Origin of the sequence: Klebsiella sp. RHBSTW-00484 (assembly GCF_013705725.1) — a bacterium.
GTDB lineage: Bacteria > Pseudomonadota > Gammaproteobacteria > Enterobacterales > Enterobacteriaceae > Klebsiella.
Map to the genome: position 1 here is coordinate 2,400,062 of NZ_CP055481.1, position 24,905 is coordinate 2,424,966.

The window sequence follows — 24,905 nt, forward strand, 5'->3', positions numbered from 1 at the left end:
TCCATTCAGGATAGCAGGATATCAGAAAAGAGTGCTTTGCTGCGGAATTGAAGGCGCATCACCTATTTCCGGTAGGGCGGTACGCAGATCGTTCCACAGAGTATCGACCAGCTCCGGAGCCTGGGCAATGTCTGGGGTGTGGAGGAATAAATACGGCGTTGTTGTTTGCGTCCACTGCGGTAATTTTTGCAACCAGACGCCAAAGAGATCACGATTTTGCGCCATATCGTCGCTGCCGATAAAACGCACCAGTGGGTGGTGGGCCGTCACCAGCGCATGGACCGGTACTTTAGGTTTCTTTTTTTGCGCATCGATCATCGCCGGGGTTCGGGCGATGGCGCTATGCACCGGGCGGCTATCGAGGATCACGCGATTGACGCTACGCTGATGTAGTCCGCGATTTAATTGCTGTTCCGCTTCACCTTTAGCGAAAAACTCCGGATGTCGTACCTCAACGCCGTAGCTGAACTCACGCGGAAGACCGTCGAGGAAGTTCCACAGGGCAGGGAGATCCCGTGGGCCGAAGGTGGCGGGCAGCTGTAGCCAGTATTGACCGATGCGCGATGCCAGCGGGGCCAGACGGGTGAAAAATTCATGACTTAAGTCGTCGCAGTTGCGCAGCGCCGCCTGGTGCGAAATGGTGGCCGGAAACTTAAAGCAAAAGCGAAAGTCATCGTGAGTTTGTTCATACCAGCGCCTGACGATCTCGGCTTTCGGTAAGGCGTACAGGGTGGTGTTGCCCTCCACGCAGTTAAAGTGGCGAGCATACTCTTCAAGACTGGTGATACCCAGGCGCACCCACTTCGGATGCGCCCACTGGGGAAGCCCAATATAGATCATAAAGCCGAAAGGACTTCCTCGGTGCTGCGCACGCGGGCGATACGCGGGAAAATATTCGTCATGCTGCCCTGGTGCTGGTCGGCGGAGGCTGCGCTACAGGCGTCTTCGACAATAATCAGATTAAAGCCCAGTTCCCAGGCGTTACGCGCTGTAGATTCGACGCCGATATTGGTCGAAATACCGCACAGAATAATGGTATCGATACCGCGACGGCGGAGCTGTAATTCAAGGTCGGTGCCGTAAAACGCGCCCCACTGGCGTTTAGTGACTTCAACATCGCTATCCTGCTTACCCAGCGCGAGCGGATAGGTCCACCAGTTTTCTGGCAATGCGTGCGCACCGGCCTGGGCGTCAACGGGTTGCTTCAGTGCTTCAGCGAAATCAGTCGACCAGCCAACGCGTACCATCACCACCGGGGAACCCTGCTGGCGGCATTTTTTGGCCAGCTTCGCGGCCCGCTCAACCACTTCATCCGCGCGGTGTGGCCCGCCGGCGAAGGGTAAAATACCTTCTTGCAGGTCGATGATCACCAGCGCGGTATTTTTTGCATTGAGTTCTAACATGATATCCCCGTATCTTCTTTTGTTGTCTGGCCGCTACAATACCGTTGCCGATCCTGCTCGAGGGTAACAAATTTTGTTAATTTTTGTGAGCACAGGCAATAAGCGCACGGCAAAGCAACGTAGCACGCTGTGCCGGGCTTATCGTACGGCATAATTTCCAGTATAATAGCCGCCTTTTTTCATTCAGTTGTGACATCAGCTAAAGCTGCGACCTCGTCGCCTGCAAGGCAGGCAACAATCCGCCTGCGGCTAAGTTAAGGGATATCTCATGCGTACAGAATATTGCGGACAGCTCCGTCTGTCCCACGTAGGGCAGCAAGTGACTCTGTGTGGTTGGGTCAACCGTCGTCGTGATCTTGGTAGCCTTATCTTTATCGATATGCGTGACCGCGAAGGCATCGTGCAGGTGTTTTTCGATCCGGATCGTGCGGATGCATTAAAGCTGGCCTCCGAACTGCGTAATGAGTTCTGCATCCAGATAACCGGCACCGTGCGTGCGCGTGACGAAAGAAACGTCAACAACGAGATGCCAACTGGCGCAATCGAAGTACTGGCGTCCGATCTGACAATTATCAACCGCTCCGAAGCGCTGCCGCTGGATTCCAACCACGTCAACACCGAAGAAGCGCGTCTGAAATATCGCTATCTGGACCTGCGTCGCCCGGAAATGGCTCAGCGCCTGAAAACCCGTGCCAAAATCACCAGCCTCGTACGCCGCTTTATGGACGACCACGGCTTCCTTGATATCGAAACGCCGATGCTGACCAAAGCCACGCCGGAAGGTGCGCGTGACTATCTGGTGCCTTCTCGCGTTCATAAAGGCAAATTCTACGCGCTGCCGCAGTCTCCACAGCTGTTCAAACAGCTGCTGATGATGTCAGGCTTCGACCGCTACTATCAGATTGTTAAATGCTTCCGTGACGAAGACCTGCGCGCTGACCGCCAGCCGGAATTCACCCAGATCGACGTCGAAACCTCTTTCATGACCGCCGAGCAGGTGCGTGAAGTGATGGAAGCGCTGGTGCGCAGCCTGTGGAACGACGTGAAAGGCGTGGAGCTGGGGGACTTCCCAATCATGACCTTCGCTGAAGCCGAACGCCGTTATGGTTCAGACAAACCAGACCTGCGTAACCCGATGGAGCTGGTGGACGTGGCCGATCTGGTCAAATCCGTTGAGTTCGCGGTCTTCGCGGGTCCAGCTAACGATGCCAAAGGCCGCGTTGCGGCACTGCGCGTTCCAGGCGGTTCCGCGCTGACGCGTAAGCAGATTGATGAATACGGCAAATTTGTGCAGATCTACGGCGCGAAAGGCCTGGCTTACATTAAAGTGACCGAGCGGGCGAAAGGCCTCGAAGGCATCAATAGCCCGGTAGCTAAATTCCTCAACGCCGAAATCGTTGAAGCCATTCTTGAGCGCACCGGTGCGCAGGATGGCGATATGATCTTCTTCGGCGCAGATAACAAAAAAGTGGTTGCCGATGCGCTGGGCGCGCTGCGTCTGAAGCTGGGTAAAGACCTGAATCTGACTGACGAAGCCAAGTGGGCCCCGCTGTGGGTTATCGACTTCCCGATGTTTGAAGACGACGGTGAAGGTGGCCTGACCGCGATGCACCATCCGTTCACCTCGCCGAAAGATATGTCTGCCGCCGAGCTGAAAGCGGCGCCGGAAGACGCTGTTGCTAACGCCTACGATATGGTCATTAACGGCTATGAAGTTGGCGGCGGTTCCGTGCGTATCCACAGTGGTGAAATGCAGCAGACCGTGTTCGGTATTCTGGGCATTAACGAACAAGAGCAGCGCGAGAAGTTTGGCTTCCTGCTGGACGCGTTGAAATACGGTACCCCGCCGCACGCCGGTCTGGCATTTGGTCTTGACCGTTTGACCATGCTGCTGACCGGTACCGATAATATCCGTGACGTTATCGCTTTCCCGAAAACGACCGCAGCTGCCTGCCTGATGACCGAAGCGCCAAGTTTCGCGAATCCGGCGTCCTTGGGCGAACTGGGTATTCAGGTTGTGGCGAAAGAGACAAAAGAGTCACTGGAGAATAAGTAAGATGTCATTCAAGCTGCCCGTTTCCGTTCTGGTGGTGATTTATGCCGAAGATACGAAGCGGGTGCTGATGTTGCAGCGTCGCGACGATCCTGCGTTCTGGCAGTCGGTTACCGGCAGCCTGGAAGAGGGTGAAACCGCGCCGCAGGCTGCCGCGCGTGAAGTAATGGAAGAGGTCGCCATTGACGTTGCTTGCGAGCAACTGGCTTTGGTTGACTGTCAGCGCACGGTAGAATTCGAGATATTTTCTCATTTACGTCATCGCTATGCGCCGGGCGTCGAGCGTAATACGGAATTTTGGTTCCGTCTTGCGCTCCCCCATGAACGCCAGATTGTCTTTACGGAACATCTGGATTACCGCTGGGTTGATGCGTCGGAAGCCGCCACGTTGACCAAGTCCTGGAGCAACCGGCAGGCGATTGAAGAATTTGTAATTAACGCCAACTAATTTTCCCCAGAATTTTAGTTATCAGGAAGGCGGCAAGTTGGGACTTCACCCTGAGCTTACTTGAGTAAGTGATGGGTGAGGGCCAATGTAGCCAACGCGCCTGAGGGCTAAAAGGCGACGGAAAAAGGCTTTTTTGGAGATATTATTTTATGGCAGGTCATAGTAAATGGGCCAACACCAAACACCGCAAAGCGGCACAGGATGCCAAGCGCGGTAAGATCTTTACTAAAATCATTCGCGAGCTGGTTACCGCAGCGCGTCTGGGCGGCGGCGATGCGGGTTCTAACCCACGTCTGCGTGCGGCAATCGATAAAGCGCTGGCTAACAACATGACGCGTGACACGCTGAACCGTGCTATCGCACGCGGCGTTGGCGGTGATGATGACGCGAACATGGAAACCATCATTTATGAAGGTTACGGCCCTGGCGGCACCGCGGTTATGGTGGAATGCCTGAGCGACAACCGTAACCGTACCGTTGCTGAAGTGCGTCATGCGTTCACCAAAACCGGTGGCAACCTCGGAACTGACGGTTCGGTCTCTTATCTGTTCAGCAAAAAAGGCGTTATCTCCTTCGAAGCTGGCGATGAAGACGCAGTGATGGACGCGGCGCTGGAAGCGGGTGCTGAAGACGTAGTGACCTATGATGACGGTGCGATTGACGTTTACACTGCCTGGGAAGAGATGGGTGCGGTACGCGATGCGCTGGAAGCTGCTGGCTTGAAAGCAGATGCTGCTGAAGTTTCTATGATCCCGTCAACCAAAGCGGACATGGATGCAGAAACCGCACCGAAACTGCTGCGTCTGATCGATATGCTTGAAGACTGCGACGACGTGCAGGAAGTTTATCATAATGGTGAGATCTCTGATGAGGTCGCCGCAACTCTCTAATGTTGCTGACCGTTAAACTATTAACCGGAGGCGCGTGATGGCAATTATTCTCGGTATTGACCCGGGGTCGCGCGTCACTGGTTATGGCGTTATTCGCCAGGTCGGGCGGCAGTTGAGCTATCTGGGCAGCGGATGCATTCGCACCAAAGTGGATGATTTACCGTCTCGCCTGAAGCTGATTTATGCGGGCGTCACGGAAATTATTACTCAGTTCCAGCCGGATTATTTCGCCATCGAACAAGTTTTTATGGCGAAGAATGCCGACTCGGCGTTAAAACTCGGGCAGGCTCGCGGAGTGGCAATTGTCGCCGCGACGAATCAGGATCTGCCGGTGTTTGAGTATGCTGCCAGGCAGGTGAAGCAAACCGTCGTCGGTATTGGCAGCGCAGAGAAGAGCCAGGTGCAGCACATGGTGCGCACGTTGCTCAAGCTTCCGGCCAACCCGCAGGCCGATGCGGCAGATGCTTTGGCTATCGCCATTACCCACTGCCACGTCAGCCAGAACGTCGCCCAGATAGGCGAAAGCCGTCTGAATCTGGCGCGTGGACGGTTACGCTAATCTATACCGCCTCGGCGACTGCTGGCTGAGGCGTTTCTACTCCATTCGATGAAATTAACTCTAAATTTGGATGCAGCCAGAGGCTGGCCGGAGTGACCGTTTTTCGTTCCCACGGAATAGAGCCTAAAAACCAAAACTTCCAGAATCGCAATTTTGCTTCCGGGTTACTGTGCAGCAGTTGTTCAAACGTTTCAACATTACCCACCGGAATACATAACGCATCTTTATAAATATCAAATACAAATTTTGAACAGAACTGACGCGATGAATCGTATTTAAACCCGGTGTGATAAAGCTTATGCAGACGTGAGGGAACTTGTTCCATGAGCGAGAGTTTTTGCTCAGTAGTTAAACCGCCGCGCAGACGGCGAACAGCGTAACTATGGTTGGCTGAACGGTGAATAAACTGGGTAAAGGTGGTCACTCCCGAAAGTGGGACCCGACTTTCCGCTACCAGGTAATCATCACCATTATGACCAATAATAATACCCACATGGTTACACCAGCACTGAGAGGCCGTTGATATCTGGCCAAATAATGCCGTGCCAATACAGGTGAAAACAATATCTCCGGTTTCATATTTGGCAGGGTAATTTGCTGGCATGATTAATTCCTTTTTAATATTCCTTGAGTGGAGTTTTGCTTGCTGGACTGAACGATTATTATCATATCCAGACGCTTATGTTCTTAACAGAAGAAACTGTAAGGATGCAGATTATCCAGGATGGCTAAGGATAGTCAGTTTAAATATGAAAATCCGGCTGGTGAATAAAGGAGCATGACTAACATCTGCACTTCGTTTTGTGGGCGCGAAGTTTGTCGCTCGGCGCAGTAAGCGCCCTGGGAAGCGGTAAGTCCGCTCATGGAGGGCAGATCTACGGGATAATGTGTTTTTCATCTGGATATCTATCCAGCCTTTTTTTATGATACTGCATTAGACTTTCAGCCCTTAATCCAGGAGCTCCATGTGATAGGCAGACTCAGAGGCATCATTCTCGAAAAACAACCCCCGCTGGTTTTACTCGAAACGGGAGGCGTAGGCTATGAGATTCACATGCCGATGACCTGCTTTTATGAGCTGCCGGATGTGGGCAACGAGGCGATAATTTTTACCCATTTTATCGTCCGTGAAGATGCTCAGTTGCTGTTTGGTTTCAATAACAAACAGGAGCGCACGCTGTTTAAAGAGCTGATTAAGACCAACGGCGTTGGTCCGAAACTGGCGCTGGCAATCCTCTCTGGCATGTCGGCACAGCAGTTTGTTAATGCCGTTGAGCGCGAAGAGCTGGCAGCGCTGGTGAAACTGCCGGGAATCGGTAAGAAAACTGCAGAACGACTGATCGTCGAAATGAAGGACCGCTTTAAAGGGTTACATGGCGATCTGTTCACTCCGGCGGCCGATCTGGTACTGATATCGCCCGCAGGTCCGGCTGACGATGATGCAGAACAGGAAGCGGTTGCTGCGCTGGTGGCGCTGGGCTATAAACCTCAAGAGGCCAGCCGAATGATAAGCAAAATCGTTCGTCCGGATGCTAATAGTGAAACGCTAATTCGCGAAGCGCTACGCGCTGCGCTGTGAGGTAAGGGATGATTGAAGCTGACAGGCTGGTATCGGCGGACAGCACTGGTTTTGAAGAAGCGGCTGACCGTGCAATCCGTCCTAAAATGCTGGCCGAATATGTGGGCCAGCCGCACGTTCGCTCGCAAATGGAGATTTTTATCCAGGCGGCGAAACTGCGCGGTGATGCGCTCGATCACCTGCTGATTTTTGGCCCTCCAGGGCTTGGGAAAACCACGCTGGCGAACATTGTTGCCAACGAAATGGGCGTAAATCTGCGCACCACTTCCGGCCCGGTACTGGAAAAGGCGGGCGATCTGGCGGCGATGCTGACCAACCTTGAACCGCACGATGTCTTGTTTATCGATGAGATCCACCGCCTTTCGCCGGTTGTTGAAGAAGTGCTATATCCGGCAATGGAAGATTATCAGCTGGATATCATGATTGGCGAAGGACCTGCGGCTCGTTCAATAAAAATCGATCTGCCACCGTTCACTCTGATCGGCGCTACCACCCGCGCCGGTTCATTGACCTCTCCGTTACGTGACCGTTTTGGTATTGTGCAACGTCTGGAGTTTTACCAGGTGCCTGACCTGCAATATATCGTCGGGCGCAGCGCTCGTTTTATGGGGCTGGAGATGAGCGAAGAGGGGGCGCTGGAAGTCGCGCGCCGCGCGCGCGGTACGCCGCGTATTGCCAACCGCCTGCTCAGGCGCGTACGCGATTATGCCGAAGTGAAGCATGACGGCACCATTTCGGTAGAGATTGCCGCGCAGGCGCTGGATATGCTTAACGTGGATGCTGAAGGCTTCGATTATATGGACCGTAAGCTGCTGCTAGCGGTAATCGACAAATTCTTCGGCGGGCCGGTGGGGCTGGATAACCTGGCAGCGGCGATAGGGGAGGAGCGGGAAACCATTGAAGATGTGCTGGAGCCGTATCTGATCCAGCAGGGCTTTTTACAGCGTACACCGCGCGGGCGGATGGCGACGGTGCGGGCCTGGAATCACTTTGGTATCACGCCGCCGGAAATGCCGTAGGTTAAAACCCCCGGTGGCGCTGCGCTTACCAGGGCTACGGGTTCACCGCCGTCTGGGATATGGTACCCGGGTAAGGCGTTTACGCCGCGACCCGGGATTTGTGAAGTGTGCAAGCCCCGCACAAAACGTTAGATCTGACTCGTCGAGTCAGGTTGCGGATTTCTTGCTCATGCTGATAATAAACAACAGCGCGGCGCACAGCACCACCGAAGGCCCAGCCGGGGTATCGTAGAACGCTGAGAAGGTCAATCCACCCGTTACCGCAATTATCCCCACGCCAACCGCCACGCCTGCCATTTGCTCCGGCGTGCGGGCAAAGCGACGAGCCGTCGCTGCGGGGATAATCAACAGCGAAGTGATAATCAGCGCCCCAACAAACTTCATCGCGACGCCAATGGTCAGCGCGGTGACCAGCATTAAAAGCAACTTCACCCGCTGTAGCTTCACGCCATCAACAAAAGCCAGGTCCGGGCTGATAGTCATCGACAGCAGGTTGCGCCATTGCCAGAGCAGAATCGCCAGCACGATAACGACGCCGATAGCGATGGAAATCAAATCTTCAGGCGTCACTGCCAGCAGATCGCCAAACAGGTAGGCCATCAGGTCAACGCGCACGTTCGACATCAGGCTGACGACCACCAGACCCAGCGACAGCGCGCTGTGCGCCATAATCCCCAACAGAGTATCTATTGCCAGGTGAGGGCGTTTCTCCAGCCATACCAGGCCGCCCGCCAGCAGTAACGTCACAACGATAACCGCATAGAAAGGGTTGACGTTCAGCAGTAAACCAAAAGCGACTCCGAGCAGAGAGGCGTGAGCAAGAGTATCGCCGAAGTAGGACATACGGCGCCACACGACGAACGAACCGAGCGGGCCTGCCGCACAGGCGAGCATAACGCCGGCCAGCCAACCGGGTAAGAGTAATTCAATCATCAGCGGTCATTTCCCCGACGCAGTACAATCCGCCCCTGCAGGTCGTGGCGGTGATTATGATTATGACGATAAATTCCCAGCTGTTCCGCGCCGCGCTGGCCGAACATTGAGATAAATTCCGGATGCATGGAGACCACTTCCGGCGCGCCGGAGCAGCAGATATGTTGGTTCAGACACAATACTTCATCGGTTTTCGCCATTACCAGATGCAGGTCGTGGGAAACCATCAGCACGGCGCAGTTAAGCTCCTGGCGCAGTTGGTTAATCAGATCATAGAGCGCCACCTGGCCGTTGACGTCCACGCCCTGGGTCGGCTCGTCGAGCACCAACAGTTGCGGTTGATTGAGTAAAGAGCGAGCCAACAAGACGCGCTGCGTTTCGCCGCCGGAGAGTTTTTGCATTGGAGCGTCAATCAGATGGCCTGCCTGAACACGTTTTAGCGCGGGCAGAATGTCCCGTTTATGGGTACCCGGACGCAGGCGCATAAAGCGGCTGACGGTCAGCGGCATGGTGGCATCAAGGTGCAGCTTTTGCGGGACATAGCCGATACGCAGGTGACCATCCTGTTTGATAACACCGTCAGTTGGTGCTACCAGTCCAAGAACAACTCGCACAAGGGTGGATTTGCCAGCACCATTAGGGCCCAGCAAGGTTAAAATTTTGCCTGGCTTTAAGGAGAGCGAAATGTCAGACAGCACGCGCCTTTGGCCGAAGACCACCGAGACGTTTTCCAGAGTTATTAGATTTGTCATGTCAAATTAAGGGTTGCACAAGCGAGTGAATGTTATAATATCACATCTTTCTCATTCATTACGATGATTAGACTCATTATGTTACATAAAAATACGCTTCTTTGCGCTGGACTTAGCGCCGCTTTTTTGTTCGCCCATTCACCGTTGGTAAATGCCGCTGTTGTCACCTCGCTTAAACCGCTGGGCTTTATCGCTTCAGCCATCGCCGATGGCGTAACGGATACCCAGGTTCTGTTGCCTGATGGGGCCTCTGAGCACGATTACTCACTGCGTCCATCAGATGCAAAACGCTTACAGAACGCAGACTTAGTTGTCTGGATTGGCCCTGAGATGGAAGCGTTTATGGATAAGTCAACGCAAAGCATTGCGTCGAATAAAAAGGTGACGATTGCCCAGCTTGACGGCGTGAAACCGTTGCTCATGAAAGGGGCAGACGATGACGACGACCATGATGGTCACGATCATGCTGCCGGTGAAAAAAGTGACGATGATCACCATCATGGCATCTATAACATGCATCTATGGCTTTCCCCAGAGATAGCGCGGCTATCGGCGGTTGCAATCCACGATAAATTATTGGAACTTATGCCGCAGAGTCGAGCCAAACTTGACGCCAACCTGAAGGATTTTGAGGCAAAATTAGCCGCTACCGACAAAAAGGTTGGGACCGAGCTGGCACCGCTGAAAGGGAAGGGATATTTCGTTTTTCATGATGCCTATGGCTACTTTGAAAAACACTACGGTTTGACCTCATTGGGCCACTTTACCGTTAACCCTGAAATACAGCCTGGTGCGCAGCGTTTACACGAAATCAGAACACAGCTGGTTGAGCAAAAAGCAACTTGCGTTTTTGCTGAGCCACAGTTCAGGCCAGCGGTTATAGAAGCTGTCGCCAGGGGAACATCCGTGCGCATGGGAACCCTGGATCCACTTGGAATCGGAATTAAGCTGGGTAAAGAAAGTTATCCGCAATTCCTGAGCCAAATGGCGAATCAGTATTCAAGCTGCCTGAAAGGAGAATAACGAGGAAGTGAATACGTGCAACAGATAGCCCGCGCTGTCACTCAGGCATTTAACAATCTGCCACGACCTCACCGCGTTATGTTGGGGTCACTTAGCGTTCTTACCTTAGCGGTCGCCGTCTGGCGACCCTATATCTATCACCATCCAGAATCCGCGCCTATTGCCAGAACTATCGAGCTCGAGAAAAGCGAAATACGCTCACTGCTGCCGGAAGCCTCTGAACCAATCGATCAGGCGGCGCAGGAAGAAGAAGCCATCCCACAAGATGAACTGGATGATAAAGCGGATAGCGATTCTGGCGGTCACGAGTACGTGGTATCCACAGGCGACACGCTCAGCAGCATTCTTAACCAGTACGGCATTGATATGGGCGATATCGCGCGGCTTTCCTCGGCAGATAAGGAACTGCGTAATCTGAAAATCGGCCAGCAACTCTCCTGGACTCTAACGGCGGATGGCGATTTGCAAAGCTTGACCTGGGAGATGTCGCGCCGTGAAACCCGAACCTACGACCGGGTGGCCAACGCTTTCAAAATGAGCAGCGAACTGCAAAAAGGCGATTGGGTCAACAATGTACTGAAAGGTACCGTTGGCGGCAGCTTCGTCTCCAGCGCACGCGATGCTGGCCTCACCAGCACCGAAATCAGCGCGGTCATCAAAGCCATGCAGTGGCAGATGGATTTCCGTAAACTGAAAAAAGGCGATGAATTTTCGGTCCTGATGTCGCGTGAAATGCTTGATGGCAAACGTGAGCAGAGCCAACTGCTTGGCGTACGTTTGCGTTCCGACGGCAAAGATTACTTCGCGATTCGCGCCGAAGATGGCAAATTCTATGACCGCAACGGTACCGGGCTGGCTAAAGGCTTTATGCGCTTCCCGACCGCGCGTCAGTTCCGCGTTTCATCGAACTTTAACCCGCGTCGTCTTAACCCGGTTACCGGCCGTGTCGCCCCGCACCGCGGCGTTGATTTTGCGATGCCGCAGGGGACGCCGGTGCTGTCAGTGGGGGATGGTGAAGTGGTAGTGGCTAAACGCAGCGGCGCAGCAGGTTACTATGTTGCCGTTCGTCACGGTCGGACCTATACCACGCGCTATATGCACTTGCGTAAGCTGCTGGTGAAACCCGGTCAGAAGGTGAAACGCGGCGACCGCATTGCGCTGTCGGGCAATACCGGGCGTTCTACCGGCCCGCATCTGCACTATGAAGTGTGGATTAACCAGCAGGCGGTTAACCCGTTGACGGCGAAACTGCCGCGTACAGAAGGGCTTAGCGGTTCCGACCGTAAGGATTATCTGGCGCAGGCAAAAGAGGTTATCCCACAGCTTCGCTTTGACTAACAACCCGCCAGTTAAAGCCGGTGCCCATAGCGCGCCGGCTTTTTCTTTTGTACGTTACCCAACGTATCGCTAAACTAAGCCATTATCTCTATTGAGCGGAACTTCTGCGGATTGGGCATGGAAACGAAAAAAAATAATAGTGAGTTTATTCCAACGTTTGAAAAATCCTTTTTACTGCCGCGCTATTGGGGTGCCTGGCTGGGGGTTTTCGCATTCGCCGGTATTGCCCTGACGCCAGCCTCGTTTCGCGACCCGATTCTGGGCAAGCTGGGCCGCTTTGTCGGTCGCCTCGCAAAGAGTTCACGCCGCCGGGCACAGATCAATCTGCTGTACTGTTTCCCGGAAAAGAGCGAGCAGGAACGCGAAGAAATTATCGATGAGATGTATGCGTCTGCGCCGCAGGCGATGGTGATGATGGCTGAACTGGGCCTGCGTGACCCGCAGCGTATTCTTTCCCGCGTCGACTGGCAGGGCAAAGAGATCATCGACGAGATGCAGCGCAATAACGAGAAAGTGATCTTTCTGGTACCTCATGCCTGGGGTGTCGATATTCCAGCGATGCTGATGGCTTCCGGTGGGCAAAAAATGGCGGCGATGTTCCATAATCAGGGCAACCCGGTATTTGACTACGTCTGGAACACCGTACGCCGTCGTTTTGGCGGACGAATGCATGCGCGCAATGATGGCATAAAGCCGTTTATTCAGTCGGTGCGTCAGGGCTACTGGGGCTACTATCTGCCGGATCAGGATCACGGTGCTGAGCATAGCGAGTTTGTCGATTTCTTTGCCACTTATAAAGCGACGCTACCGGCGATTGGGCGTTTAATGAAAGTGTGCCGTGCCCGCGTTGTGCCACTGTTTCCGGTTTATGATGGCAAAACGCATCGCCTGACGGTGCTGGTGCGCCCGCCAATGGACGACCTGCTGGAGGCGGACGATAACACTATCGCCCGTCGGATGAACGAAGAAGTCGAAATTTTCGTCAAGCCCAATACCGAGCAATACACCTGGATCCTTAAGCTGTTGAAAACCCGTAAGCCGGGCGAAATTGAGCCATATAAGCGCAAAGAGCTGTATCCGAAAAAGAAGTAATTCGCGTTTACGCGTTGCGGACGAAAAAAAACCTGCCGGCGAACGCTGGCAGGTTTTTTTATGGCAGAGAAAATTACTCGACGGTCAGGATACGGGTGGTGTTGGTGGTACCGATGGTGCTCATTACATCACCCTGGGTCACGATAACCAGGTCGCCGGTGACCAGATAGCCTTTATCGCGCAGCAGATTCACTGCGTCGTGGGCTGCGGCAACACCATCACTTTCGCTGTCGAAATGAACCGGGGTCACGCCGCGGTACAGTGCCGTCAGGTTCAAGGTGCGTTCATGACGAGACAGCGCAAAAATCGGCAGGCCGGAGCTGATGCGCGAGGTCATCAGTGCGGTACGGCCAGATTCGGTCATGGTGATAATGGCGGTGACGCCTTTCAGGTGGTTGGCCGCATACATTGCTGACATCGCAATGGCTTCTTCCACATTGTCGAACTGGATGTCCAGACGGTGTTTAGAAACGTTGAGGCTAGGGATTTTTTCCGCACCGACGCAGACGCGGGCCATCGCGGCAACGGTCTCCGACGGGTACTGGCCTGCGGCGGTTTCCGCTGACAGCATTACGGCGTCGGTCCCATCCAGCACGGCGTTCGCCACGTCCATAACTTCAGCGCGGGTTGGCATCGGGTTGGTGATCATCGACTCCATCATCTGAGTCGCGGTAATGACTGAACGGTTCAACTGACGAGCGCGGCGGATCAATGCTTTCTGAATGCCGACCAGCTCCGGATCGCCAATTTCTACGCCGAGATCGCCACGGGCGACCATCACGACGTCGGATGCCAGAATCACATCATCCATTGCGTCCTGGCTGCAAACCGCTTCCGCACGCTCTACTTTGGCAACGATTTTAGCATCGCAGCCGGCATCGCGCGCCAGGCGGCGTGCGTAGTTCAGGTCTTCGCCGCAGCGCGGGAAGGAGACGGCCAGGTAATCAACGCCAATTTTTGCGGCGGTAATAATATCGGCTTTGTCTTTATCAGTCAGCGCTTCTGCTGAGAGGCCACCGCCGAGTTTGTTGATGCCTTTGTTGTTGGACAGCGGTCCGCCAACGGTGACTTCGGTGAACACTTTCAGACCCTGCACTTCAAGCACTTTCAGCTGTACGCGACCATCATCCAGCAGCAAGATATCGCCCGGAACCACATCAGCCGGCAGGCCTTTATAATCGATACCGACTTTCTCTTTGTCGCCTTCACCTTTACCCAGGTTAGCGTCAAGCAGGAATTTATCGCCGATATTGAGGAAGATTTTGCCTTCTTTGAAGGTAGATACGCGGATTTTCGGACCCTGCAGGTCTCCGAGAATCGCAACATGACGACCCAGTTTTGCCGCAATCTCACGAACCTTATCCGCACGGATTTGGTGATCTTCCGCGGTACCGTGAGAGAAGTTCATACGTACCACGTTAGCGCCAGCGGCGATAACCTTCTCAAGGTTGTTGTCGCGATCGGTTGCCGGGCCTAAGGTGGTAACGATTTTGGTTCTGCGAAGCCTTCTGGACATGTAATACTCCGTTGACTGAAACAACTTTGGTGTTGCGTGAACATGAATTCGGTAGTGCCAGCGAGCAAAGTTGCTATGCCAGAACATTACCGACGGTGTAATAGGTTACTGCTTCGTTTCTACTTTTATTGGTCATTGCTGTGTACACTGAGCTCTTTATCAAAGCGCGATTCCTTGAGCGCTTCCTTGACCCTCTTCAAGTTATCTCTGAATTTTGCGCCCCGACGCAGGGTAAAGCCGGTTGCCAGCACGTCAATCACCGTCAACTGCGCCAGCCGGGAGACCATCGGCATATAGATATCGGTATCTTCCGGGACATCCAGCGTAATGGCTAACGTTGACTCGCGAGAGAGCGGCGTGCCGGGTGAGGTAATAGCAATTACCATAGCATCGTTTTCACGGGCTAGCTGCGCCAGCTCCACCAGGCTTTTGGTCCGACCTGTGTGCGAGATAATCACCACGACGTCGTCGTCATTACAGTTCATACAGCTCATGCGTTGCAGAACAATGTCGTCGGAATAAATGACCGGTACGTTGAAGCGAAAAAATTTGTTCATCGCATCGTGAGCGACGGCAGCTGAAGAGCCGAGACCAAAAAAGGCGATTTTTTTGGCCTGTGTTAACAGGTCGACCGCACGATTGATGGCCGACATGTCGAGAGAATGGTGGACCTGATCTAAACTGGCCATTGCCGATTCAAAAATCTTCCCCGTGTAGGCCTCTACGCTGTCGTCTTCATCGACGTTGCGGTTAACATAGAGTGTCCCGTGTGCCAGGCTTTGGGCCAGATGCAGTTTGAAATCCGGGAAACCACGGGTTTCCAGACTGCGGCAAAAACGGTTAACAGTCGGCTCACTAACGCCAGCTTCAAGGGCCAGGGCCGCGATGCTCGAATGAATGGCCTGCGCGGGGGTTGCAAGGATGACTTCCGCCACTTTGCGTTCAGATTTGCTAAGGTGTTCCAGTCGGGACTGGATTTTTTCCAGCATGTTCATTATTAACAAGGCGCTCATCAATGGAAACGATTTCATTAATGGGTGAAATCATCAGGCGTTTTAGCAAGAATATACCTCTCCGTAGTCGGAAACGGTGAGGAATGACCTTAAAAAATGTTGTTTTTTTTCATTACATGATCAGAGTCGTATTTTAGTAACTGAGAATCGGTCGGAACAACGAACAATATTAGCCGTATGCCCAAAATGTCGCCCTGTATTTTTCCCCCTGTGCGATTTAGCCGCGGGAACCGGGGCAGAGGGTTTCGGGAAATTCGTAAACACAGTACGATGCAGTGAAAGAAAATTACAAATATAGCCTGGCACAAGCACCAGTCTATCAACTAAGGAGAATGACATGGCGGTAACGCAAACGGCCCAGGCATGCGATCTGGTCATTTTCGGCGCGAAGGGTGACCTGGCGCGACGTAAATTGCTGCCTTCCCTGTATCAGCTTGAGAAAGCTGGCCAGCTTCACCCTGACACTCGCATCATCGGTGTTGGGCGTGCCGACTGGGATAAAGACGCTTACATCAAGGTAGTACGTGAAGCGATGGAAACCTTCATGAAGGAAAAAATTGATGAAGGTTTGTGGGATACCCTGAGCGGGCGTCTGGACTTTTGTAACCTTGATGTCAACGACACCAAAGCATTTACCCGCCTGGGTAAAATGCTCGACCAGAAAGAGCGGGTCACCATCAACTACTTCGCCATGCCGCCAAGCACGTTTGGCGCGATTTGCAAAGGACTGGGCGAAGCGAAACTGAACGCCAAACCGGCGCGGGTAGTGATGGAGAAACCGCTGGGTACCTCCCTTGAAACCTCCCGCGAGATCAACGATCAGGTCGGTGAGTTTTTCGAAGAGTGTCAGGTCTACCGTATCGACCACTATCTGGGCAAAGAGACGGTACTGAATCTGTTGGCCCTGCGTTTCGCCAACTCGCTGTTCGTCAATAACTGGGATAGCCGCACTATCGATCACGTCGAGATCACCGTGGCGGAAGAGGTCGGTATTGAAGGTCGCTGGGGTTACTTCGATCAGGCCGGGCAGATGCGCGATATGATCCAGAACCACCTGCTGCAAATTCTGTGCATGATTGCGATGTCGCCGCCATCGGACCTGAGCGCTGACAGCATCCGCGATGAGAAAGTAAAAGTGCTGAAGTCTCTGCGCCGTATCGACCGCACCAATGTGCGTGAAAAAACGGTACGCGGCCAGTACTCTGCCGGTTTTGCGCAAGGCAAAAAAGTGCCGGGCTACCTTGAAGAAGAGGGTGCGAATAAAGCCAGCCATACCGAGACCTTTGTGGCTATCCGCGTGGATATCGACAACTGGCGGTGGGCGGGCGTGCCGTTCTACCTGCGTACCGGCAAGCGTCTGCCGACCAAGTGCTCTGAAGTCGTGGTTTACTTCAAAACGCCGGAACTGAACCTGTTTAAAGAAACCTGGCAGGAGCTGCCACAGAACAAATTGACCATTCGTCTGCAGCCTGACGAAGGGGTCGATATTCAGGTACTGAACAAGGTTCCTGGGCTTGATCACAAGCACAACCTACAGATCACCAAGCTGGATCTGAGCTACTCAGAAACCTTTAATCAAACGCATCTGGCGGATGCTTATGAGCGTTTGCTGCTGGAAACCATGCGCGGTATTCAGGCGTTGTTCGTGCGTCGTGATGAAGTGGAAGAGGCGTGGAAGTGGGTTGACTCCATTACCGAAGCCTGGGCTGCCGATCGTGATGCGCCGAAGCCTTATCAGGCGGGTACCTGGGGGCCGGTCGCCTCCGTGGCGATGATCACCCGCGATGGCCGTTCATGGAACGAGTTTGAGTAACCGACAGGCTAATCCGGTTGAGTTATTTTACCGGTAACATGATCTGACGCAGAAAGTCGCGTAATTTTTAATCTTTTAAGCTCCGGGAGGATTCACCCCCGGAGCTTTTTTTATTACACTGCACTCAGTATTTTGCCCCTGAGCCCCGGTGCTGGTGCCTTAAGCATCAAGAGACATCGTCAGAACGCTGTGGCCGGACAGATGAAATTTGAGGAGCCTTTATGAATTCTGAAATGTTACGGGTAACAAATCGCATTATCGAACGGTCACGCGACACCCGCAGCGCCTACCTCGCACGGATTAACCAGGCCAAAACCGACACCGTCCATCGTGCCCAGCTGGCCTGCGGTAACCTGGCACACGGCTTCGCCGCCTGTCAGGCGGATGATAAAGCTTCGCTGAAAAGCATGCTGCGCAATAACATCGCCATTATCACCTCTTATAACGACATGCTGTCCGCCCACCAACCCTATGAATATTATCCGGATATCATCCGTAAAGCGTTGCACTCAGCTAATGCGGTTGGCCAGGTGGCGGGTGGCGTTCCGGCGATGTGCGATGGCGTGACGCAGGGGCAGGACGGGATGGAGCTGTCGCTGCTAAGCCGCGAGGTTATCGCCATGTCTGCCGCGATCGGCCTGTCGCATAATATGTTTGACGGCGCGCTGTACCTGGGGGTTTGCGACAAAATCGTTCCTGGCCTGACCATGGCAGCGCTTGCATTTGGTCATTTGCCGTCCATCTTTATTCCGTCCGGCCCGATGGCCAGCGGTCTGGCAAACAAAGAAAAAGTACGCATCCGCCAGCTGTACGCGGAAGGGAAAGTCGACCGCATGGCGCTGCTGGAGTCTGAAGCTGCCTCTTACCATGCGCCGGGCACTTGCACCTTCTACGGCACCGCCAATACCAACCAGATGGTGGTTGAGTTTATGGGGATGCAATTGCCGGGATCATCATTCGTACATCCGGATGCGCCGCTGCGTGAAGTATTAACCGCTGCTGCTGCCCGCCAGGTAACCCGCCTGACCGGTAACGGTAATGAGTGGATGCCGCTGGGCAAATTGTTTGACGAAAAAGTGGTGGTCAATGGGATTGTGGCGCTACTGGCAACCGGTGGTTCCACCAACCATACCATGCACCTGGTGGCGATGGCGCGTGCGGCGGGGATCATCATCAACTGGGATGATTTCTCTGACCTCTCAGACGTGGTACCGCTGCTGGCGCGTCTTTACCCGAACGGCCCGGCGGATATCAACCACTTCCAGGCGGCGGGCGGCGTACCTGTATTGGTACGCGAGCTGATGAAAGGTGGCCTGTTGCACGAAGACGTTAACACCGTGGCCGGCTTTGGTCTCTCTCGCTACACCATGGAACCGTGGCTGAATAATGGCGAGCTTGACTGGCGTGAAGGGGCGACCGCGCCGCTGGACGACCAGGTTATTGCCACCTTTGACAAACCGTTCTCTCGCCATGGTGGCACTAAAGTGCTGAGCGGCAATCTTGGTCGCGCGGTGATGAAAACTTCCGCTGTACCGGTAGAAAACCAGATTATTGAAGCGCCGGCGATTGTGTTTGAGAGTCAGCACGACGTGCTGCCAGCCTTTGAAGCTGGGCTGCTGGACAAAGATTGCGTGGTAGTGGTTCGTCATCAAGGGCCAAAAGCGAACGGCATGCCAGAATTACATAAACTTATGCCGCCACTTGGTGTATTATTGGACCGCCGTTTCAAAATTGCGCTGGTGACCGATGGTCGACTTTCCGGCGCATCAGGTAAAGTTCCATCAGCAATCCACGTGACGCCTGAAGCGTACGATGGTGGTCTGCTGGCGAAGGTGCGTGATGGCGATCTCATCCGCGTCAATGGCCAGACCGGCGAACTTGCGCTGCTGGTGGATGAGGCTGAACTGGCTGCGCGTCAGCCGCATATTCCTGACCTGAGCGGTTCGCGTGTGGGAACCGGCCGGGAAATGTTTGCTGCGCTGCGTGAGAAACTCTCCGGAGCGGAACAGGGCGCAACCTGCATCAATTTTTAAGACGATTCGATTTATAGATCTGGCGAGAGAAAATCTGATGAAAAACTGGAAAACAACTGCAGAAGCAATCCTCACCTCCGGCCCGGTTGTACCGGTAATCGTGGTGAAAAAGCTGGAACACGCTGTGCCGATGGCGAAAGCGCTGGTTGCAGGCGGCGTACGCGTACTGGAAGTGACTCTGCGTACCGACTGCGCAATGGACGCTATCCGCGCGATCGCTAAAGAAGTCCCGGAAGCGATTGTGGGTGCGGGTACCGTCACTAACGTTGAGCAACTTAAAGAAGTCACCGAAGCTGGCGCGCAGTTTGCCATCAGCCCGGGTCTGACCGACTCCCTGCTGAAAGCAGCGACCGGCGAAGGCACCATCCCACTGATCCCGGGGATCAGCTCCGTCTCCGAGCTGATGCTGGGTATGCAGTATGGCCTGAAAGAGTTCAAATTCTTCCCGGCTGAAGCTAACGGTGGCGTGAAAGCGCTGCAGGCGATTGGCGGCCCGTTCGCGCACATTCGTTTCTGCCCGACTGGCGGCATTTCTCCGGCTAACTATCGTGATTATCTGGCGCTGAACAGCGTGCTGTGCATCGGCGGCTCCTGGCTGGTGCCGGCGGATGCGCTGGAAGCCGGTGATTATGACCGTATTACCAAACTGGCTCGTGAAGCGGTAGAAGGCGCGAAGTAATTTTCGCGCTCTAAACTGAGGCCCGGTCTGTGTTAACACAACCGGGCTATTTTTTTATCCCGCGACCACGACCGCCGCTGCCGCCGTTTTGGCGCGCGCAACCGCTTCATCAACGCTATCTGCTACCGCCAGCGTCACGCCCAGTCGACGCGAACCGTCAATTTCCGGCTTGCCAAACAGACGAAGTTGCAGACCTGCGCCAACCGCCGCCTGGATATTACTGAAGGTGACGTTCTGGCTACTTAACTGCGGCAGGATCACCGCCGAGGCCGCCGGGCCGTACTGGCGGATTGCGCCAATCGGCAGGCCAAGGAAGGCGCGAACGTGCAGGGCGAACTCTGATAAATCCTGCGAAATCAGCGTGACCATGCCGGTGTCGTGCGGGCGTGGTGAGACTTCGCTAAAAATCACATCATCACCGCAGACGAACAGCTCAACGCCGAACAGGCCGTGACCGCCCAGAGCCAGCACCACTTCGCGGGCTATTTCCTGCGCACGCTCCAGCGCCAAATCGCTCATCTGCTGTGGCTGCCAGGATTCACGATAGTCGCCATCTTCCTGACGATGACCGACCGGTGCGCAGAAATGTACGCCATCCACGGCGCTCACGGTCAGCAGGGTAATTTCAAAATCAAAATTCACCACGCCTTCAACGATAACGCGACCGGCTCCGGCGCGTCCGCCTTGCTGTGCATACTGCCAGGCTTCAGCCAGCTGTTCACTGGAGCGAATAAAGCTCTGACCTTTGCCGGAAGAACTCATCACCGGCTTGACGATGCACGGCAGGCCGATCCCTGCGACAGCTTCACGAAACGCCGCTTCGCTATCGGCAAAACGATAGGCTGAGGTCGGTAGCTTCAGCTCTTCGGCAGCCAGGCGACGGATTCCCTCGCGGTTCATGGTGAGCTTCGCCGCTCGCGCAGTTGGAACGACCTTTTGCCCGGCCTTCTCCAGCGCCACCAGGGTATCGGTGGCGATAGCTTCAATTTCCGGTACGATGAAGTCAGGTTTTTCCTGTTCGATTAGCGCCTGCAAGGTTTCGCCGTGCAGCATATTGATGACATGTGAACGGTGCGCTACCTGCATCGCTGGCGCGTCCGGGTAACGGTCGACGGCGATGGTTTCAATCCCCAGGCGCTGGCATTCGATAGCCACTTCTTTACCCAGTTCGCCGGACCCCAACAGCATTACCTTTGTTGCCGCAGGGCGCAGCGCCGTGCCTAATACAGTCATAACTCTCTTCCGCAGTAAAAAAACATGCGCCGTATTATAAACGAAAACGTTTGCGTCTGTCTTTATATGCGTAATTTGAGTTCAGCGTGAAAATTTGCTATACTGTATAAAAATACAGTATAAAGAGGCTGCATCATGGCGGTTGAAATTAAATATGTGGTGATTCGCGAAGGTGAGGAAAAAATGTCTTTTGCCAGCAAAAAAGAGGCCGATGCTTACGACAAAATGCTCGATCTGGCTGAAGTGCTCAACGACTGGTTAGTTGACTGCCCGCTGACGCTTGATGAAACCCAGCGCGATAGCATGTCAATGTGGCTGGCCGAGCGCAAAGAGACCTTAAATCATATTCTGCGCTCCGGGAAACTGCCGGAAGCCGAAAGCAGCGATGATGAACAACATGCCCAGGCAGAAGTCGTCGATGATAATACCGACGCCGTTGCTGAAGCAGCAGCTGAAGTTCCGGCTAAACCGCGTAAAGTAAAAGCCGCCTGAGTGTGTTCCTGGCCGCCGGGTTTTCTGGCGGCAAAACTTCTTCAGACTATGCCTATTTTTGGCTATTTTGCTGCTAAATTTGCGCTTCTTTAGTTGCCCATAACATTTCCTGACATCTCGTCGTTTAGGCTGGTGATATCGCTTATCGCACAATGAGGGAAAGTATGGCTAACTGGCTTAATCAATTGCAGTCTCTGCTGGGCCAGCAGGGACGATCTTCTTCATCAGACGATCAATCAAGCAGTAAAAATCTGCTGCTGCCGGGTGCGCTTGGCGGGCTGGCAGGACTACTGGTTGCCAGCAAATCATCGCGTAAACTGTTGGCCAAATACGGCACTGGCGCGCTGCTGGTCGGCGGTGGGGCGATAGCAGGTAGCGTGTTGTGGAATAAATATCAGCAAAAAATGCGTGCAGGCTCGCCACAGGAACCGGCTTACTCACCTTCAGCCTCCGCGCCCCTTCAGGCGCAATCTTCAACGCAAGTCGAGCTCGACGCCCGCAGTGAACGGCTGATTATGGCGCTGGTCTTCGCCGCCAAAAGCGACGGGCATATTGACGAACGCGAACGGGCCAGCATTGAAGAGCAGCTACGCGCAGCAAACATTGACGTGCAGGGGCGGGTGTTAATCGACAGGGCACTGTCTCAACCTCTCGACCCTCAGCGCCTGGCGCAGGGCATCAGCAACGAGCAAGAGGCGCTCGAAGTGTATTACATCAGCTGTGCGGTCATTGATATTGACCACTTTATGGAGCGCAGCTATCTGAATGCGCTCGGCGAAGCGCTAAACCTGCCGCAGGACGTTCGCAAAGATATCGAACAGGATATTCAGGCGCAAAAACAGGCAATAGCGCCTTAAATCCTCACGTTTCGCTTGCATCGCTGGCGACTTTTGCCACCCTTATATACCTGACATCCTTCAGCACGCTTTGGGGCATGCTGAAGGATAAATAATATAAGCCGCAGAAGACGAAGCAGATGCCACCAAAAGCAAAACGAATCCCTCATGCCACGACCTTACATGGCGATACCCGAATTGATAATTACTACTGGCTGCGTGATGACGAGCGCTCTCAGCCGGAAGTGCTTGATTATCTGCGCCAGGAAAACGAGTACGGGAAAAAAGTCATGTCTTCGCAAAGTAGCCTGCAGGACAGGGTACTGAAGGAAATTATTGATCGTATTCCGCCGCGCGAAGTATCGGCACCTTACAGCAAGAATGGCTATCGTTACCGCCAGGTCTATGAGCCGGGCTGCGAATACGCTATTTATCAACGCCAGTCGGTGCTAAAAGAAGAGTGGGATGAGTGGAACGTTCTGCTCGACGGTAACAAACGGGCGGCCGGTAGCGAGTTCTATACCCTCGGCGGCTTAGGGATCTCACCGGACAACCACATCATGGCGGTCGCGGAAGATTATCTTTCACGGCGGCAATATAGCCTGCGTTTGTATTCTCTGCACAACGATAACGAATACCCAGAGGTGCTGGAAAACGTCTCGCCTGATTTTGCCTGGAGTAACGATTCACAGACCCTGTGGTATGTGCGTAAACACCCGGCCACGCTGCTGCCGTATCAGGTCTGGCGCCATCGTCTTGGTACCCCAGACAGTTCAGATATCCTGGTATATGAAGAGCAGGACGATACCTTCTACGTCAGCGTTCACAAAACTACCTCCCAGCAGTTTGTGGTGATTTATCTGGCCAGCGCGACCACCAGCGAAGTACTGCTGCTGAATGCAGAGATGACCGATGCCGAACCGATCTGCTTTCTGCCGCGTCGTAAAGATCATGAATACAGTCTCGATCACTATCAGCATGCCTTTTATCTGCGATCTAACCGTGAAGGTAAGAATTTTGGCCTTTATCGCAGCACGCTGCGCGATGAGCAGCGGTGGGAAACCTTAATTCCTGCCCGCCACGAGGTGATGCTAGAAGGCTTTACCCTGTTTACCGACTGGTTGGTGGTCGAAGAACGTCAGCATGGGCTGACCAGCTTGCGGCAGATCAATCGCAAAACGCGTGAGCCACAGGGCATTGCGTTTGACGATCCGGCCTATGTGACCTGGCTCTCTTATAACCCGGAGCCAGAAACTTCCCGTCTGCGTTACGGCTACTCCTCCATGACCACGCCGGATACGCTATTTGAACTGGATATGAATAGCGGTGAGCGCCGGGTACTCAAACAGCAGGAAGTAAAAGGTTTTGATGCCAGCCATTACCGCAGCGAGCACCTGTGGATCAAAGCTCGTGACGGCGTTGAGGTTCCGGTGTCTCTGGTCTACCGGCATGAACATTTCCGCAAAGGAGCTAGCCCGCTGCTGGTATACGGCTATGGTTCCTATGGCGCCAGCATGGATGCGGATTTCAGCGCCAGCCGCCTGAGCCTGCTCGACCGCGGTTTTGTTTTTGCTATCGCTCATATTCGCGGCGGCGGCGAACTGGGCCAGCAGTGGTATGAAGACGGCAAGTTTCTATGCAAGAAAAATACCTTCAACGATTACCTCGACGTCTGCGATGCGCTGCTGGCGCAGGGCTACGGCGCGCCCCATTTATGCTACGGTATGGGCGGCAGCGCGGGCGGTATGCTGATGGGCGTGGCGATTAACCAGCGACCGGAACTGTTTCACGGCGTGGTCGCTCAGGTTCCTTTTGTTGATGTCGTGACGACGATGCTTGATGAGTCGATCCCGCTGACCACTGGTGAGTTTGAAGAGTGGGGTAACCCGCAGGATGCAGAGTATTACCACTATATGAAGAGCTACAGTCCTTACGACGGCATCCTGGCGCAGGCGTATCCGCACATGCTGGTGACTACGGGGTTGCATGACTCGCAGGTGCAATACTGGGAACCGGCAAAATGGGTGGCAAAACTGCGCGAGCTGAAAACCGACGACAACTTGCTGTTGCTGTGTACCGATATGGATTCCGGTCACGGTGGTAAATCCGGACGCTTTAAAAGCTACGAGGGCGTGGCGCTGGAGTTTGCGTTTCTGATTGGCCTGGCGCAGGGGACGCTGCCAGGCCGGGCACAAGCGTAG

General features: G+C 54.1%; 23 protein-coding genes. 15 read left to right on the forward strand and 8 right to left on the reverse strand.

Annotated elements, in window-relative coordinates:
• Positions 1–21: 21 nt before the first annotated feature.
• Positions 22–840 carry a DUF72 domain-containing protein gene (locus HV213_RS11420; protein WP_181485775.1) on the reverse strand — a complete coding sequence of 273 codons (819 nt, stop codon included), beginning with the start codon at positions 838–840 and terminating at the stop codon, positions 22–24.
• The gene (locus HV213_RS11425) at positions 837–1,403 is read right to left on the reverse strand and encodes a hydrolase (RefSeq protein WP_181485776.1); all 567 of its coding nucleotides are present in this window, start codon (positions 1,401–1,403) and stop codon (positions 837–839) included. Before HV213_RS11425 ends, HV213_RS11420 begins: the two co-directional genes overlap by 4 nt.
• Before the next feature lie 268 nt (positions 1,404–1,671).
• Between HV213_RS11425 and aspS the strand changes: the two genes are divergently transcribed.
• The 4 genes from aspS (at position 1,672) to ruvC (ending at position 5,353) form a co-directional block, all read left to right on the forward strand.
• Positions 1,672–3,459: an aspartate--tRNA ligase gene (aspS, locus tag HV213_RS11430; protein WP_181485777.1), complete on the forward strand. Its 1,788-nt coding sequence runs from the start codon at positions 1,672–1,674 to the stop codon at positions 3,457–3,459.
• Between the two features lies 1 nt (position 3,460).
• The gene (gene nudB, locus HV213_RS11435; RefSeq protein ID WP_181485778.1) at positions 3,461–3,904 is read left to right on the forward strand and encodes a dihydroneopterin triphosphate diphosphatase; all 444 of its coding nucleotides are present in this window, start codon (positions 3,461–3,463) and stop codon (positions 3,902–3,904) included.
• Between the two features lie 149 nt (positions 3,905–4,053).
• Positions 4,054–4,794: a YebC/PmpR family DNA-binding transcriptional regulator gene (locus HV213_RS11440; RefSeq protein ID WP_181485779.1), complete on the forward strand. Its 741-nt coding sequence runs from the start codon at positions 4,054–4,056 to the stop codon at positions 4,792–4,794.
• Between the two features lie 37 nt (positions 4,795–4,831).
• Positions 4,832–5,353: a crossover junction endodeoxyribonuclease RuvC gene (ruvC, locus tag HV213_RS11445; protein ID WP_110274314.1), complete on the forward strand. Its 522-nt coding sequence runs from the start codon at positions 4,832–4,834 to the stop codon at positions 5,351–5,353.
• Position 5,354: 1 nt separating this feature from the next.
• On the opposite strand, the gene HV213_RS11450 is transcribed toward ruvC, so the two are convergent.
• Positions 5,355–5,957 (reverse strand): YebB family permuted papain-like enzyme, encoded by a 603-nt coding sequence (locus tag HV213_RS11450; RefSeq protein ID WP_181485781.1) that lies wholly within the window; start codon positions 5,955–5,957, stop codon positions 5,355–5,357.
• A 363-nt stretch (positions 5,958–6,320) separates the two neighbouring features.
• On the opposite strand from HV213_RS11450, the gene ruvA reads away from it, so the two are divergent.
• Both ruvA and ruvB read left to right on the forward strand, forming a co-directional pair.
• Positions 6,321–6,932 (forward strand): Holliday junction branch migration protein RuvA, encoded by a 612-nt coding sequence (gene ruvA / locus HV213_RS11455; protein ID WP_181485782.1) that lies wholly within the window; start codon positions 6,321–6,323, stop codon positions 6,930–6,932.
• A gap of 8 nt (positions 6,933–6,940) precedes the next feature.
• Entirely contained in the window at positions 6,941–7,951 is a 1,011-nt protein-coding gene (gene ruvB / locus HV213_RS11460; protein ID WP_110274311.1) for a Holliday junction branch migration DNA helicase RuvB, read from the forward strand.
• 147 nt (positions 7,952–8,098) lie between these two features.
• Here ruvB and znuB read toward each other — a convergent pair whose 3' ends face one another.
• Entirely contained in the window at positions 8,099–8,884 is a 786-nt protein-coding gene (gene znuB / locus HV213_RS11465; RefSeq protein WP_110274310.1) for a zinc ABC transporter permease subunit ZnuB, read from the reverse strand.
• A complete protein-coding gene (znuC, locus tag HV213_RS11470) occupies positions 8,884–9,636 on the reverse strand; it encodes a zinc ABC transporter ATP-binding protein ZnuC (RefSeq protein WP_181485783.1) in 753 nt (250 codons plus the stop codon). The genes znuB and znuC overlap by 1 nt, the downstream gene beginning before the upstream one ends.
• Before the next feature lie 78 nt (positions 9,637–9,714).
• Here znuC and znuA point away from each other — a divergent pair, with 78 nt between their 5' ends.
• The 3 genes from znuA (at position 9,715) to lpxM (ending at position 13,089) form a co-directional block, all read left to right on the forward strand.
• Positions 9,715–10,659, forward strand: coding sequence for a zinc ABC transporter substrate-binding protein ZnuA (znuA, locus tag HV213_RS11475; RefSeq protein WP_181485784.1), 945 nt, complete (start codon positions 9,715–9,717; stop codon positions 10,657–10,659).
• 15 nt (positions 10,660–10,674) lie between these two features.
• Positions 10,675–11,997 carry a murein DD-endopeptidase MepM gene (mepM, locus tag HV213_RS11480; RefSeq protein WP_181485785.1) on the forward strand — a complete coding sequence of 441 codons (1,323 nt, stop codon included), beginning with the start codon at positions 10,675–10,677 and terminating at the stop codon, positions 11,995–11,997.
• Between the two features lie 117 nt (positions 11,998–12,114).
• Positions 12,115–13,089 (forward strand): lauroyl-Kdo(2)-lipid IV(A) myristoyltransferase, encoded by a 975-nt coding sequence (lpxM, locus tag HV213_RS11485; protein WP_110274306.1) that lies wholly within the window; start codon positions 12,115–12,117, stop codon positions 13,087–13,089.
• Positions 13,090–13,162: 73 nt separating this feature from the next.
• Here lpxM and pyk read toward each other — a convergent pair whose 3' ends face one another.
• Positions 13,163–14,605, reverse strand: coding sequence for a pyruvate kinase (pyk, locus tag HV213_RS11490; protein WP_110274305.1), 1,443 nt, complete (start codon positions 14,603–14,605; stop codon positions 13,163–13,165).
• A 125-nt stretch (positions 14,606–14,730) separates the two neighbouring features.
• Entirely contained in the window at positions 14,731–15,636 is a 906-nt protein-coding gene (locus tag HV213_RS11495; RefSeq protein WP_167492752.1) for a MurR/RpiR family transcriptional regulator, read from the reverse strand.
• A 319-nt stretch (positions 15,637–15,955) separates the two neighbouring features.
• Here HV213_RS11495 and zwf point away from each other — a divergent pair, with 319 nt between their 5' ends.
• The 3 genes from zwf (at position 15,956) to HV213_RS11510 (ending at position 20,143) form a co-directional block, all read left to right on the forward strand.
• Entirely contained in the window at positions 15,956–17,431 is a 1,476-nt protein-coding gene (zwf, locus tag HV213_RS11500) for a glucose-6-phosphate dehydrogenase (RefSeq protein WP_181485786.1), read from the forward strand.
• A gap of 221 nt (positions 17,432–17,652) precedes the next feature.
• The gene (edd, locus tag HV213_RS11505; RefSeq protein WP_181485787.1) at positions 17,653–19,464 is read left to right on the forward strand and encodes a phosphogluconate dehydratase; all 1,812 of its coding nucleotides are present in this window, start codon (positions 17,653–17,655) and stop codon (positions 19,462–19,464) included.
• A 37-nt stretch (positions 19,465–19,501) separates the two neighbouring features.
• On the forward strand, positions 19,502–20,143 hold the full coding sequence (locus HV213_RS11510) for a bifunctional 4-hydroxy-2-oxoglutarate aldolase/2-dehydro-3-deoxy-phosphogluconate aldolase (RefSeq protein ID WP_181485788.1): 642 nt from the start codon (positions 19,502–19,504) through the stop codon (positions 20,141–20,143).
• 54 nt (positions 20,144–20,197) lie between these two features.
• Here HV213_RS11510 and purT read toward each other — a convergent pair whose 3' ends face one another.
• The gene (gene purT / locus HV213_RS11515) at positions 20,198–21,376 is read right to left on the reverse strand and encodes a formate-dependent phosphoribosylglycinamide formyltransferase (RefSeq protein WP_181485789.1); all 1,179 of its coding nucleotides are present in this window, start codon (positions 21,374–21,376) and stop codon (positions 20,198–20,200) included.
• Between the two features lie 135 nt (positions 21,377–21,511).
• Here purT and HV213_RS11520 point away from each other — a divergent pair, with 135 nt between their 5' ends.
• From HV213_RS11520 to ptrB, 3 genes are all read left to right on the forward strand, one after another.
• Positions 21,512–21,868 (forward strand): YebG family protein, encoded by a 357-nt coding sequence (locus HV213_RS11520; RefSeq protein WP_181485790.1) that lies wholly within the window; start codon positions 21,512–21,514, stop codon positions 21,866–21,868.
• Between the two features lie 164 nt (positions 21,869–22,032).
• Positions 22,033–22,725 (forward strand): tellurite resistance TerB family protein, encoded by a 693-nt coding sequence (locus HV213_RS11525; protein WP_181485791.1) that lies wholly within the window; start codon positions 22,033–22,035, stop codon positions 22,723–22,725.
• Between the two features lie 119 nt (positions 22,726–22,844).
• Entirely contained in the window at positions 22,845–24,905 is a 2,061-nt protein-coding gene (ptrB, locus tag HV213_RS11530; RefSeq protein ID WP_181485792.1) for an oligopeptidase B, read from the forward strand.